This window comes from Ornithinibacillus halophilus (assembly GCF_900129485.1).
In the GTDB taxonomy this organism is placed as follows: Bacteria; Bacillota; Bacilli; order Bacillales; family Amphibacillaceae; genus Ornithinibacillus; species Ornithinibacillus halophilus.
Genome location: NZ_FQVW01000033.1, coordinates 21,517 through 34,946, shown reverse-complemented (window position 1 = coordinate 34,946; position 13,430 = coordinate 21,517). Strand labels below are relative to the sequence as shown.

Sequence of the window (13,430 nt, the reverse complement as noted above, 5' to 3'; positions counted from 1 at the left end):
CCGATGAATCCTCATTCCGTTATTCTTCATAAAACCGTGTATTTCTGCTATCTGATGAATTCTCATTCCTTTATCAGAGGATTTCACTATGAAAAACTATAGATTTGGGCTTATAAAGGAATCTGGGACCATCTGCACCTAAAAAAGAGGGGAAATCTGTACAATAACGGAATCACGGACCACCTACATTCCCCGATGAATCCTCATTCCGTTATTCTTCATTAAACCTTGTATTTCTTCTGTCTGATGAATTCTCATTCCTCTATCGGGAGATTTCGCTATATAATATAGAAGATTTGGGCATATAAAGGAATCTGGAACCGTCCACATCTAAAAAAGAGGGGAAATCTGTACAATAACGGAATCACGGACCACCACAAATATGTGCTATAATTGGAATTAAACACAGGGACTCGAATCCCATAGATTTTACCTGTACAAAGGAGATACATAGAATGGTTAAAGTAAAAATGAATGTTCAAACAGCCTATCATGGTGATTTATTACGTGAAGGAAAAGTGTACGAGATTGATGAAGAAACAGCTAAGCGTTGGATTGCTGGAAAAATTGCTGATGAGGTTAAAGAAAAGAATAACTAGAAGGTGGCAGTGGACATCTGTTCCTCTATTTTTCCCGTTAATAGACTTTGCTAACTGGTTCGGACATATATTCCTCTATTTACTGAATTTCTGGTCTAAAAGTTGGTATTTTAATCAAATTGCGTACCAAATGTCCGAAACCACGGCAAAACTAGTTTTTTTGCTAAAATAAGGTACGAAATGTCCGAATCGCTTAAACATCCTTAGTGTGTACTAGAGTATTGTCATTCATTATTATATAATCGATGTAATAGAGGGGGTGTTAAAATGGATAAGAGTAAATCTCAAAATAAACCACTGGTAAAAGAAACGGGCTGGACAGTGGATGATTATTATCAATTACCCGAAGATGGAAATCAATATGAACTATGTGCTGGACAACTTGAATTAAAACCTTCCCCAACAACGACACACCAACGTATTAGCCACCGATTAGAACGTCTTATTACAGATTCCTGCCAGAATGACTATATTGTCATGCATGCTCCAGTTGATGTCATTTTATCTGGAAATGAAACTAGACAACCAGATATCTTGATGATTCACCGTGATCGAGAATATATTATTGAAGAACATGCCGTTGTTGGACCACCTGATTTAGTCGTTGAAATCCTTTCTCCAAATAGTGTGAAACGAGACCGAGTGGATAAAAAAGAAAGTTATGCAAAATTCGGAGTTCCAGAATACTGGATAGTCGACCATCACCACCAAGTGATTGAGCAATATGTACTTAAAGAGAATGGAATGCCGTACACATTACAGAATGTACTCGAAGCAGATGACACTGTAATTTCAGAGAAGTGCCCATGTCTATCCTTCGTTGTAAAAGACGGGATAAGAATTTAATTATTTTTGATAACATTATATAATAGATGTAATAGAGGAGGTGTGAAAATGGAAAAGAGTAAATCTCAAAGTAAACCAATAGTAAAAGAATCAGGTTGGACTGTGGATGATTATTATCAATTACCTGAGGATGGAAATCAATATGAACTTTTTGCTGGACACCTTGAATTAAAACCTTCCCCAACAACGACACATCAACGTATTAGTCAATCCTTAGAACGAACGATTATAGATTCCTGCCAGAATGACTATATTGTTATGGATGCACCCCTTGATGTCATTTTATCTGAAAATGAAACAAGACAACCTGATATCCTAATGATTCACCGTGATCGAGAATATATCATTGAAGAACATGCAGTTGATGGACCTCCTGATTTAGTCATTGAAATTCTTTCTCCAAATAGTGTGAAACGAGACCGCGTTGATAAAAAAGAAAGCTATGCAAAATTCGGAGTTCCAGAATACTGGATAGTCGACCATCACCATCAAGTGATAGAGCAATATGTCCTTAGAGAGAATGGAATTCCGTACACATTACAGAATGTTTTTGAAGCAGATGACACTGTAACTTCAGAAAAAATCCCATGTCTATCCTTCATTGTGAAAGATGGGGTAAGAATCTAAAACCCAAAAGCATGTGGGACAACTTCATCCCACATGCTTTCTAACTGTTTTCACTACTACAGATTCACTTTCGTTTTATCCAGCACTAACACTTCAAAATAAATCAACGTAGCAGGATTATCTTCCAATTCCCCTTGCTTCCAGTTACTTTGCATATACACCTCGGCAATTGCTCGCTGACGTTCACTAGAACTAGCAGTATCTAATGCTATAACACTCTCAAATATTCTCGCCATATCCTCAGCAAGCTGCTTACAATAAAATGTTTGTAGGTCATGAGATTTTTCCTTCAACGTATTAATTCGATTCACTACACTCTGAATCTCTGACTGTACCAAATCAATCCATTTTCCAAAATCCCCATCAACTGATGCTAATCTCGAATTCATTTCATCTGCAAAAATATCACCAATATTATATTTTCCAATTAATCTCAAAACCTCAAGTCCCAGAATATTGGCTGTTCCTTCCCATACAGTAAGCACTTGGGCATCACGCAATAACCGAGGTGTGACAAAGTCCTCAATGTATCCATTTCCCCCATGCATTTCAATTGCTTCATGAGCAAAATGGATTGCTTGCTCTGCTGTTTCCTTTTTCATGATGGCGACGTATAAACGGAATAATAATTGTTCCTTTTCTGAAGCATTACTACCCAATCCCATTACTTTGTCCATCAGTTCAATCACTTCAAACGTTGCATTTGTTTCAACCTCTTGCTTCGCTACAAGTTTGCTTAACGTATCGCGAACCATTGGATAATCAACGAGTGCATAACCAAAGGCCTCACGTTCGATTGCATAATTTTTTGCTTCAAGATAAGCTCTGCGCATGATCCCTAATGAAGCAACTGCATTGGAAACACGCGACAAATTTAAGGCTTCAATCATGTAATAAAATCCATGATTAACTTCCCCAACTAAGTAGCCTTTTGCACCTTCAAACTCCACTTCAGCTGATGGTACAGCACGAACCCCGAGTTTATCTTTTAACCGTCGAATTCTTAATTGCCCCTCTTTCCGATTTTCTTCCCAAGGCACTAAAAATAAACTCAAGCCTTTTGTTCCCTCTGGTGCTCCTTCTAACCTAGCTAATACCATTGCCACACCGCAAGCACCTGCATTACTCGCGAAATATTTTTCTCCAGTTATACGATAAAAGTCCCCTTCTGGTGTTGCTTGAACCTCATTTGCACCAACATCAGAACCACCTTGCCGTTCCGTTAGAAAGGTTGCCCCTTCATATAGTTCCACGTCACCTGTTGATAGCACGTGAGGCAAATATTTCTCTTTTAACTCATCCGATGCATAATGGTCAATTAAATACGCAGTTGCTTTCGTCAATGTAACAGGACAATAGAAGCCAGCCTCGGCATGTGAAAGCAAATAGGCTTGCGCAAAGGAATAAACATAATTCCCTTTGTACCCTAGAGCAGGAATTTCCTTATGAACATACCCTACAATTCCCGTGTTATAGGTTTGCTCGATTGTCTTCTGATACCCTTCATTCAACCAAACCTTTGATAGTTCATTGCCCATTTTATCGTAGCGAATTAAGCGAGGCTGTCCTTCCCTATCTGTATGAACAGCTCGCTCATCAATTTCTCCTGCACATAAGGCTCCAAAATCATCTAATTCTTTATCGGCCCATTCAAAAAAATCATCCGATAACTTCGACTTTAATACCCTTTTTAAGTTTTGATCCTGTTGATAAAAATTAGTCATGTTTCATCCTCCTATCCTTATTGCTGAACTTTATCCCTTAGTTGATGCTTCAATAGTTTACCTGTCGTATTTCTAGGAAGTGCTTCCAACTTCTCGTATAATCTACGTTGACCGCCATCTGTTCTCTCTGGGGAAAGTAATCCCAGTTCCTCATAGTAACGAATGGTTCGTGTCGTTATTCCAAAGTGACTAGCAAGTTCTGAAATGGAATAGGTTTCTTTGTTCATCTTAGCTCACCTTTTATCCCGAATTTTCTATTAATAATCTTACCATTAACGTTAACGTAAAGTTCAACCAAAATTAATAGGTCATTTGACACATAATAATATTATGATTATATTATAAATAGTCAGACTATTGTTGACAAGGAGGATTCGAATGCTTCATCAAGACAGAAAGAATCATGAGATCGTTATCTATCGAAAAAAAGAATTAGATCTTTTTCATCATTTTATATCTGATCATAACAATGACTTAAAAGTACTACATATACATGGGTCTGGTGGAGTTGGAAAATCCTTTTTACTTTCAGAATTCGAGGAAATTGCAAAAGTTGAAGGAATGGATTTCATTAAAATTGAAGCAAGTGACTTCCCTACTTCAACAAAGGAGTTTGTGGTGCACATTACTAGATTATTAACTTCCACTACTGACGAAACTCCCCAGAATTTGCAACATTGCCTCCGTTTACTAGCCAGTCGAGCAAATAAACGTCGTGTCGTCTTAGCTATTGATACGTTTGAAGAAATGGATTCACTTGAACGATGGTTTCGTCAGGTATTCCTTCGTTACATCGATCCAAATATTTTTATAGTGACAGCAGGTCGAAAACCATTAAGAGGGGACTGGGTTGCATCACCTGCTTGGAGAAGAATCACAACTCAAATTCACTTAGATGATTTTAATCTTAATCAAACTATGACTTACTTAAACTTTTATGGCATTCATGACGAACAGACCATACAAACAATTTGGCAATTCACAGACGGGCATCCTCTTTCACTTTCCATCGTTCCCCTTCTTAATCTAAGGGAAGAGAATCATGAATCTTCATCAATAGAATCCGATAATTTATTAGAAATATTAGTTACTTTAACAAAGCGTTGGCTGATTGAAGTTAAAGACAATGACTTACAGGAACTAGTGGAAGCAGCAGCGGTTCTTAAACAATTTGACCAAACGAGCTTATCTACTATTTTAGGCAAAGAGATTCCACTCTCTATTTTTAAGGAATTAACTGATTTATCATTTGTGAAAAAAGCTGCAAATGGTTGGGCAATACACGATTTGATTAGCGATGCAATTTTACTAGAACTGAGGAATCAAAACCCTGAATTATTAACGACCTTAAGTGAAAGGTGCGCAACCTTTTATTATGAGCGAACTCTTCAAACTAGAAATTCATATGACATTTCCCAATTCTTTTATCATTTAGGAGATGACTTTATTCAATCCACTTTTTTTCTAGAGGCGTTTGACCCCTCTTTATACTTTGAGCCTGTGGAAGAATATAACTTCCATGAGGTAGAGCATTTCTTTGATGTGAAAAGGGAAAATATCACAACTAGTGAAGCAAAATTTTATAATCGGGAGACAAACACATCGTATACTTTTCATGCTTCTCTTGCTCATAATAAAAAGGAGATGGAGTTAATTGACAGTTCCTATGTCAAAAATATGGGATATGATGTTGCGCGAATTTTAAAAGATAAAACTGGGCGAACTCGTGGGCTTTCCATTATTGTACCAGTACATCAAGGAACCATTAACGAACTAAAGAGCGAGCCTGTATCTCGTCACTATTTTACCAATTTAACAAAGGATGAGTTTAACGAATTTAACGTTCCTAAAGAGGAGAAAGCCGGATGGTTTATTAGAATGTTTGATTATACAGACCCATCTGATGTGGCTGCAAGGTCGTTTACTCTTTATCATTTGTTTCCCTTATTATTAAGTGGAGGAAGAATCCTTGTCTCAAACCCACTTCCATTTTTTCAGAAGCTTTTATTGAACTTCGGGTTTGAAGAAGTTCCCAATGCCACCCATTATGATTACGGGGAAGATGTCCCTTCTCCAACGTATCTATTAGATGTACGAGGACCACGATTAGCCCAATACTTGAGGCAATTTATGAGTAAAGCAAAAGAAACTAGATTAAAAAGGATAATGGATGCTTATTCTTTCACTGACAGAGAAAAGAATATCGTCAAGTTAATTCTTAAAGAAAAACAGAACATCGAAATAGCCAATGAACTATATGTTGCAGAGGTAACGGTTAAGAAGCATATCACAAGGATTTTTGCTAAAGTGGGGGTGAAAAACCGTCGACAATTAATAAGGAAATTAATGGGGGATAATTGAGTGAATAGTAGGGCGTGAAAATAACGGAATGAGGATTCATCATACTTGGTGATGGGCACTCGTTCCGTTATTTTACTGTTTTGATGGTTTTCCTGGAGGCAGACGGGCTTTGGTTCCTTTATGTGGCCAAATTCACTGCTTTTTCTTGGTGATATCAACCAATAGAGGAATGACGATTCATGGAACGGTCAAAACATGGGGTTTTTGGGGCAATAACGGAATGAGGATTCATCCTTACTTGGTGGCGGGCACTCATTCCGTTATTTTACTGTTTTGATGGTTTTCCTGGAGGCTGACGGGCTTTGGTTCCTTTATTTGGTCAAATTCACTGCTTTTTCTTGGTGATATCAACCGATAGAGGAACGACGATTCATGGAACGGTCAAAACTTGGGGTTTTTGGGGAAATAACGGAATTAGGATTCATCCATGACTAAAGATGGGTATAAAAAACGTCCTTCACCACAGATGAAGGACGTTTGTATATTCTACTTACCGATTAGCAAAAAATTCTTCTGCTTTTTCTAGGAATACTTCTTGATCTGGTGTCAGATCATATTCTTCCTCTATTGCGCTTACTGGACAAACCGCTTTACATGCTCCACAGTCAATACAAACATCTGGGTCTATGTAAAACTGGTCTGGACCTTCTTCTATACAATCAACGGGACAGACACTAACACACTCTGCAGCTTTCTCTGGCCCACATGGATCTAAAATAACAAAAGCCAATGCTATAACCCTCCCTACAAACTATCTCTTCATTTTAATGATACATGCATCGCTTTTACAAGTAAACCGAAAAAGCCTAATTTGGTGTTTCATACGGACATCCATTCCGTTATTCATAGTAAAACAGGTCTTTTTGAAGGGTTATGGACATCTGTTCCTCTATTAGCACCAAAAGCCCCTTTATGCAGGCTCTTTCAGTTAAATAACGTACTTGATGTCCGAACCAACACAGCAATAAACCTATTAATGAAAATAACGTACCAAATGTCCTTCTAAAACCACCCAAAACTCAAGCCACAAACCACAAACCCGTTATTTCTTCAACTTAGCCAACGCGTCTGCTAATGCATTATTTTTAAATCCGTCGTCTTGCTTTTTCAAATACTTGTTCACATCTTTTTTAGATACTTTACTTTGTTTTTCTTTTTTCCGACGTTCATTGAAAGTGGACAATTTTTCACGATGGCCACATTTACAAATAAACATTTGCCCCTCGCCTTCACCTCGCAACTCTAATCGCTTATGGCAATTAGGACAGCGGGCATTTGTTTTCTTCGCAATATTTTTCTTGTGGCCACAAGAGCGGTCTTGACATACGAGCATACGACCATGTTTATTATTTACTTCTAACATCAATTTTCCACAGTCTGGGCATTTCGTTCCTGTCATATTGTCATGCTTAAATTTGGAGTCAGTCGCTTTAATTTCTTGGACAACCTCTTTTGTATAATCTTTGATTTCAGAGATAAATTTATTTTTATTAAGTTTTCCTTCAGCAATTTGGCTCAATTTTTGCTCCCATTCTGCTGTTAATGCCGGAGAACGCAAGTCTTCTGGGACTAATTCCAACAATTGCTTTCCTTTTGAGGTAATAAAGATATGTTTTCCTTTCATCTCCATATAATTGATATTGAAGAGTTTTTCAATAATGTCAGCACGTGTCGCTACAGTTCCAATTCCACCCGTCTTGTTTAATGTTCCAGCTAAATGCTTTTCATCCGGATTCATGAAACGTGTAGGGTTCTCCATCGCTTGAAGAAGTGCCCCTTCTGTGAAACGTTCCGGTGGTTTCGTTTCCCCCGTTGTTAATTGAACGTTGACATTGTCAAATAGATCTCCTTGTTTCATGATTGGTAAACGCTGATCATCACTATCCTCGTCATCATCAAATCGATTATCGTATACTTCTTTCCAACCTTGTTTTTTAATCACTTTTCCTTTTGCTGTAAACGATTCAGCACCGATTTCAGCATGAATTACCATCTGCTCATATTCATGTGCTTCAGACAATACTGCTAAAAAGCGTTTCACAACGAGGTCGTATATTTTACGTTCCTTATCGTTTAAATCAGCTAATACCACTGGCTGTTCAGTAGGAATAATTGCATGGTGATCACTAACTTTCGCATTGTCTACAACTGACTTTGGAAGCTTATAGTCCCCTCTTCTCAGTACTTTACTAGCCACAGTAGCGTATTGATCAACACCACATGCTTTCACGCGATCCTTTAATGTTGGAACAATATCCGTTGAGATTACTTTTGAATCTGTACGTGGATACGTTAACACTTTATGCTGTTCGTATAGCTTTTGCATTATGGATAACGTTTGTTTTCCTGAAAAATTAAAGATTCGGTTGGCATCCCGTTGCAATTCCGTTAAATCATACAATTGTGGGGCATATTTTTTCTTATAGTTCTTATCCACTTTAGTAATCGTAATCGATTTTCCTGATAGTTTGTGCAGGAGTCCTTCTGCTTTTTCCTTAGAAAATGTACGATTATTATTTTTTTCATCATGCCAAGTGAATTTTATGCCTTTATTAATTTTTGCCTGTAACCCATAAAAATTCTTTGGTTGAAACTCTTTAATTTCTTTTTCTCGTGCTGCAATCATTGCTAGTGTTGGTGTTTAAACACGGCCACTTGATAATTGCGCATTGAATTTTGTCGTTAGAGCTCGTGTTGCATTGAGGCCGACATACCAGTCCGCTTCAGAACGGGCTACTGCAGATGCATATAAGTTTTCATATTGGCTTCCAGGTTTTAATCGCTTAAATCCTTCTCGAATCGCTTTATCTGTAACTGAAGAAATCCAAAGGCGTTTTATAGGCTTTTTAATTCTCGCTTTTTCAATAATCCACCTAGCTACTAGCTCCCCTTCACGTCCAGCATCTGTAGCAATGACCACTTCTGTCACATCATTACGATTGAGCATATTTTTGACTGCGCTAAATTGTTTTCCGGTCTTCTTAATCACGACCAATTTCAATTTCGGTGGTAACATCGGCAAATCATCAATACGCCATGTTTTGTATTTGTCATCATAAACTTCAGGATCTGCTAATGTGATCAGATGTCCTAAAGCCCATGTAACGATATATTTTGACCCTTCCATGTAGCCATTGCCCTTTTTAGTACAGTTCAATACTCGTGCAATATCACGACCAACAGAAGGTTTTTCTGCTAAAACAACGGTTTTACTCATTCACAAAAATCCTCTCTCATACAATCTATACCTACTTTAGCATGAATTGAACATTTCTTACAGTTCTTGCCTAGGCGCCCACACATTTTTTTGCCCTCATCCATACAATAATTCAGATATAAGAAATGTTGCTTATTGTTTGAGTGATAAGTATTCAAAAGGATATGATGATATGCTTTTCTATACAGGATTATTGTTATTAGTAATTGCTGTGAGTTTGGATGGATTTGGTGTTGGAATTTCTTATGGGATGCGAAAAATTAGAGTTCCAATCATTGCACTATCCATAATCATGATTTGCTCTGGTATTGTTGTATTAACTTCGATGACAATTGGAAGTATGCTTGGTTCCATGATCTCGCCGAATACGGCAAATATCATCGGGGGAGGTATCTTAATTACACTAGGTATTTTCTCTCTCATCAATACCATTCGTTCACAAATTATAAATGAAGAAAATGAAGAGATTAACCAACAAGAAGATAATTCTGAAACTCGCTTAAGTGAACTAAAAACTGTATTAGCAACTCCTGACAAAGCAGACTTAGATAAATCTGGAACCATTTCTGCTAGTGAAGCAATTCTGTTAGGTACGGCACTTGCATTAGATGCATTTGGGGCAGGAATCGGCGCAGCAATTATTGGCTATGCTCCATTGTTAACTGCAATATTAATCGCCCTCATGAGTGGGATGTTTTTGCATTACGGAATTAAATTAGGAGTTATTTTATCCAATAGCAAAAAAATGAAACGCATGACATTCGTTCCCCCTGCCATTTTAATTGCATTAGGAATATTGAATTTAATTTAAAGTTGTAATTGATTCTATGTCCATTTTTTTAGCATATTATAAAATAGGGATAATCTTTGCTTTTTAGGTAAGGATAAATAAATGCACGACCTATATATGACCCCGATGAACGAGTCAATAATTCATGTTGATAGTCAGGAGAGTATTTCGATACTTGATGAATGACTGGACAATTAGATTTTGAGTCGGGAGGGTATCAATAAACCTGATGAACGACCTTATCAATTGAGATAAGGTCATTAGGGTAGTAAAAAAGGCAAACCACTTTTGGTTTGCCTTTTCTGTGTCTAGCTCTTGCAGTTTGCTTATTTATGTCAATAGGAAGACAGAATTAGCCGCGTCTTCCGCCTCTGCCACCACGTTTAGAATCTGTGTTTCTTTTTAATGAAGATAAATTTTCATCACTTGCTTTTAAGAAATTAGATAGTTTATCTTCAAAGCTTTCTTTTGGTTGGAAATTACGTTTGCCTCTTCTATCTCCTTGTTTTGAGTAAGAAGATGATGAAGGTCTCTTTGGTTTATCAATTGCTTTTTTAATCGATAAAGCAATTTTCCCGTCTTTTTCACTAATTACTTTAACTTTTGTTTCGTCTCCTACAGTTAGATGATCATTAACATCTTTCACATAAGAGTCCGCTACTTCACTAATGTGGACAAGTCCAGTAATTCCACCTGGTAATTCCACAAAAGCTCCAAAATTCGTAATACCTGTTACTTTACCTTTTACCTTACTGCCTATTTCGACTGACAAATAAGTTCCCCCTCAAAAATTATCAAGACAACTTATTATAACAAATTCCTATTTTTTTTCAACGTTATCTATATAGTTCTTTACAAATTATTTATTTCCGTAGAATGGACCTATGCCATTTAATGTTTGTAAAGCCAATAATTCAGATACAGTGACAAATTGATAACCATTCTTTTTAAGGTAATTCATCACTTCCGGTAATGCTTCTACAGTAGTATGTTTTGTGTCATGCATCAATACGATGGAACCAGATTTTACTTTCTTTTTAACTGTATCTACTACATACGATGGATTACGTTCCCAATCTCTAGTATCTACCGACCACATAATGATTGATGTATTATTTTCGCTAGCAATTTGTTCTAAATTGTTATTGTACACCCCAAAAGGTGGGCGAATGAGAGATGGTGCATCCCCACTTGCTTCTTTAATTTGCTGGTTCGATTTTGTTAACTCTTCTCTTATCTCACCAGATGAAATTTTAGTCAAATCTACGTGATTTTGTGTGTGATTTCCTATTTCATGATCTGCATCTGCTACCTGTTGTACAATTTGGGGATGTTGCTTAACCTGAACACCTAGCATAAAGAATGTTGCTTTTGCATCATAGTTCTTTAAGATTTCTAAAATTTGAGGTGTAAAATCTGGCGTTGGCCCATCATCAAATGTAAGCGCAACGTATTTTTCCTCATTATTAATCTCTACTATTGACTCTTCTTTCTCACTAGATTTCTCTGTATCTTGTTCATGATTATCGTTATTTTCACTTACTTCATCAGGGTCATCAAGTTCTACGATTGGTTCTGTTTTGGAAGGATCCGTTTCTATTTGGTCATTTTCTTTAACTGGAATAACTATGGTGTCTTTCTGTACAACATTTTGTCCCTTCATTCCTAAAATTACATCTTTACTACTTATTGGTGTCTCTGATTCTAGTTTTGAAGTGGCCAATAATCTTATATCCGTCCATTTAATAAAAATAAAAATACTAAGTATGAAAAATATTATAATACCTATGAATACCTTCCAACGTGCTTTTTTCAATCTATTTTTCTTCCTTTCCATTCATGATGTCAAATTGCTAGTTTAGTAGTTTAAAGCGCTAATTCCAACCAAATAATGGTAAATAGACCACTTTACAATATAGACGTATTTAACTAGTGTAGTGTTTCAGATTTTTTAAAAATCATTAAACTGGGATGAGACAAAAGTTCTACATGCTTAGTATCATCGCATAGAAAAATCCGAACTAATTATACTACAAAATTAGTTCGGATATCACAATATCTAATAATTTTATCCTATTTCTCTTGTTATTAAAGAGCTTTAATTAATCCTCCATCTACAATTAATGATTGACCAGTGATATATGTATTCGCTCCACTTGCCAAAAATACAACTGCTTTTGCAAACTCCTCAGGTCGTCCATACCTTCTCATTGGAATCGCTTGTTCTGCTTGTTCTTTTATTGCATCAACGGATACCCCTTGCTGTTTTGCTCGTACTTGATTGAGTTCTAGAATCCGATCGGTTTCAATTGTCCCTGGCCCCACTGTATTTACTAAAATATTATCTTCTCCAATTTCTTGTGCCAAGCTTTTCGTAAATCCAGCTACACCTGGCCGAATTGAATTGGATAGCAATAAATGGTCTAAGCTTTGTTTAATTGATGATGACGTTAGGTTAACGATGTGTCCTCGTTTTTGATTTTTCATATATGGGAGTACTTCTCTCGTTGTTCTCACGAAACTTAATAGATTTAGTTCAAAGGCATGATACCAGTCCTCGTCTTTCATATCCATAAAGTGACCGGCAGGAGGACCACCTGCATTGTTAATTAATACATCAATTGTGCCATTCCATTCTACTGCTTTTGAAACTATTTTTTTGATTTGTTCAGGATTTTTCATATCACAAATTTCATAATGAACATTCTCATTACCAGTTTCTTGTTTAATTTCTTGGACTGTTTGTTTTAGTGCCTGTTCTGATCGACTACCAATAACAACATTGGCACCTTCTCTTGCAAACTCGGTAGCAATTGCCTTTCCGAGACCTTTACTTGCAGCAGTTACAATAACAGACTTCCCCTGTAAATCTAAATCCATATTCTCACTCCTATAAATTGTTCTATCAATAATAATAATAAAAAATAAGTCCTATAATTCTATATGTAGTGTAGTATGCATGATTTCGGAGTCTGAGGAAAAATTGTTTTAGTTAAAGTGAAACCCAAACTTTTTTCAAGATTTAGTTTATTATAAAATGTAGTGTAATCTCTGCCGCTTCAGAAATACACTTCGCTTTCACTTCCAGCACAAGTGCGACATCTGCTCATGCTTCCTACGGTCGCTTTCACAGTGTCTTCTTTGCCTCGGGCGGCTGGTAAGCCTACTCGGGCATTCGCCCTGTGGGGTCTTACCTATGCCTTTTTTCCCAAAGGAGTCTTCGTGTATTTCTTACGCTAGTTTTGAGCTATATTTAAATATAGAAT

Annotated in this window: 10 protein-coding genes and 2 pseudogenes; 5 read left to right on the top strand and 7 right to left on the bottom strand. The window is 36.8% G+C overall.

Annotation, left to right across the window (positions count from 1 at the left end; genetic code table 11):
* The first annotated feature begins 455 nt into the window (after nucleotides 1-455).
* The 3 genes from BUB12_RS17885 to BUB12_RS12470 all read left to right on the top strand — a co-directional run bounded on the left by BUB12_RS17885 (nucleotide 456) and on the right by BUB12_RS12470 (nucleotide 2,072).
* A complete protein-coding gene (locus BUB12_RS17885) occupies nucleotides 456-599 on the top strand; it encodes a hypothetical protein (protein WP_200801068.1) in 144 nt (47 codons plus the stop codon).
* 267 nt (nucleotides 600-866) lie between these two features.
* A complete protein-coding gene (locus BUB12_RS12475; RefSeq protein WP_072891254.1) occupies nucleotides 867-1,445 on the top strand; it encodes a Uma2 family endonuclease in 579 nt (192 codons plus the stop codon).
* 48 nt (nucleotides 1,446-1,493) lie between these two features.
* A complete protein-coding gene (locus tag BUB12_RS12470; RefSeq protein WP_072891253.1) occupies nucleotides 1,494-2,072 on the top strand; it encodes a Uma2 family endonuclease in 579 nt (192 codons plus the stop codon).
* 56 nt (nucleotides 2,073-2,128) lie between these two features.
* Here BUB12_RS12470 and BUB12_RS12465 read toward each other — a convergent pair whose 3' ends face one another.
* Both BUB12_RS12465 and BUB12_RS18065 read right to left on the bottom strand, forming a co-directional pair.
* On the bottom strand, nucleotides 2,129-3,796 hold the full coding sequence (locus tag BUB12_RS12465) for an acyl-CoA dehydrogenase family protein (RefSeq protein ID WP_072891252.1): 1,668 nt from the start codon (nucleotides 3,794-3,796) through the stop codon (nucleotides 2,129-2,131).
* An 83-nt stretch (nucleotides 3,797-3,879) separates the two neighbouring features.
* Nucleotides 3,880-4,023 (bottom strand): annotated as a pseudogene (locus tag BUB12_RS18065) (MerR family DNA-binding transcriptional regulator); the annotation flags it as partial.
* Nucleotides 4,024-4,174: 151 nt separating this feature from the next.
* Between BUB12_RS18065 and BUB12_RS12455 the strand changes: the two are divergent.
* Nucleotides 4,175-6,157 carry a LuxR C-terminal-related transcriptional regulator gene (locus tag BUB12_RS12455; RefSeq protein WP_072891251.1) on the top strand — a complete coding sequence of 661 codons (1,983 nt, stop codon included), beginning with the start codon at nucleotides 4,175-4,177 and terminating at the stop codon, nucleotides 6,155-6,157.
* A 490-nt stretch (nucleotides 6,158-6,647) separates the two neighbouring features.
* Here BUB12_RS12455 and BUB12_RS12450 read toward each other — a convergent pair whose 3' ends face one another.
* Both BUB12_RS12450 and BUB12_RS12445 read right to left on the bottom strand, forming a co-directional pair.
* Nucleotides 6,648-6,887 (bottom strand): indolepyruvate ferredoxin oxidoreductase subunit alpha, encoded by a 240-nt coding sequence (locus BUB12_RS12450; RefSeq protein WP_072891250.1) that lies wholly within the window; start codon nucleotides 6,885-6,887, stop codon nucleotides 6,648-6,650.
* 312 nt (nucleotides 6,888-7,199) lie between these two features.
* A pseudogene (locus tag BUB12_RS12445) lies at nucleotides 7,200-9,374 on the bottom strand (DNA topoisomerase III).
* 139 nt (nucleotides 9,375-9,513) lie between these two features.
* Between BUB12_RS12445 and ytaF the strand changes: the two are divergent.
* Nucleotides 9,514-10,185, top strand: coding sequence for a sporulation membrane protein YtaF (gene ytaF / locus BUB12_RS12440; protein WP_327196148.1), 672 nt, complete (start codon nucleotides 9,514-9,516; stop codon nucleotides 10,183-10,185).
* A 331-nt stretch (nucleotides 10,186-10,516) separates the two neighbouring features.
* On the opposite strand, the gene BUB12_RS12435 is transcribed toward ytaF, so the two are convergent.
* The 3 genes from BUB12_RS12435 to BUB12_RS12425 all read right to left on the bottom strand — a co-directional run bounded on the left by BUB12_RS12435 (nucleotide 10,517) and on the right by BUB12_RS12425 (nucleotide 13,044).
* A complete protein-coding gene (locus BUB12_RS12435) occupies nucleotides 10,517-10,936 on the bottom strand; it encodes a S1 domain-containing RNA-binding protein (protein ID WP_072891248.1) in 420 nt (139 codons plus the stop codon).
* Between the two features lie 87 nt (nucleotides 10,937-11,023).
* The gene (locus tag BUB12_RS12430) at nucleotides 11,024-11,980 is read right to left on the bottom strand and encodes a polysaccharide deacetylase family protein (RefSeq protein ID WP_159431580.1); all 957 of its coding nucleotides are present in this window, start codon (nucleotides 11,978-11,980) and stop codon (nucleotides 11,024-11,026) included.
* A 272-nt stretch (nucleotides 11,981-12,252) separates the two neighbouring features.
* Nucleotides 12,253-13,044, bottom strand: a complete 792-nt coding sequence (locus tag BUB12_RS12425; RefSeq protein ID WP_072891247.1) for an SDR family oxidoreductase — start codon at nucleotides 13,042-13,044, stop codon at nucleotides 12,253-12,255.
* Between the last annotated feature and the right edge of the window lie 386 nt (nucleotides 13,045-13,430).

Coding starts and splice junctions, on each gene's coding strand:
- BUB12_RS17885 (WP_200801068.1), top strand. CDS start 456: ATGGTTAAAGTAAAAATGAATGTTCAAACAGCCTATCATGGTGATTTA.
- BUB12_RS12465 (WP_072891252.1), bottom strand. CDS start 3,796: ATGACTAATTTTTATCAACAGGATCAAAACTTAAAAAGGGTATTAAAG.
- BUB12_RS12455 (WP_072891251.1), top strand. CDS start 4,175: ATGCTTCATCAAGACAGAAAGAATCATGAGATCGTTATCTATCGAAAA.
- BUB12_RS12425 (WP_072891247.1), bottom strand. CDS start 13,044: ATGGATTTAGATTTACAGGGGAAGTCTGTTATTGTAACTGCTGCAAGT.
- BUB12_RS12475 (WP_072891254.1), top strand. CDS start 867: ATGGATAAGAGTAAATCTCAAAATAAACCACTGGTAAAAGAAACGGGC.
- BUB12_RS12470 (WP_072891253.1), top strand. CDS start 1,494: ATGGAAAAGAGTAAATCTCAAAGTAAACCAATAGTAAAAGAATCAGGT.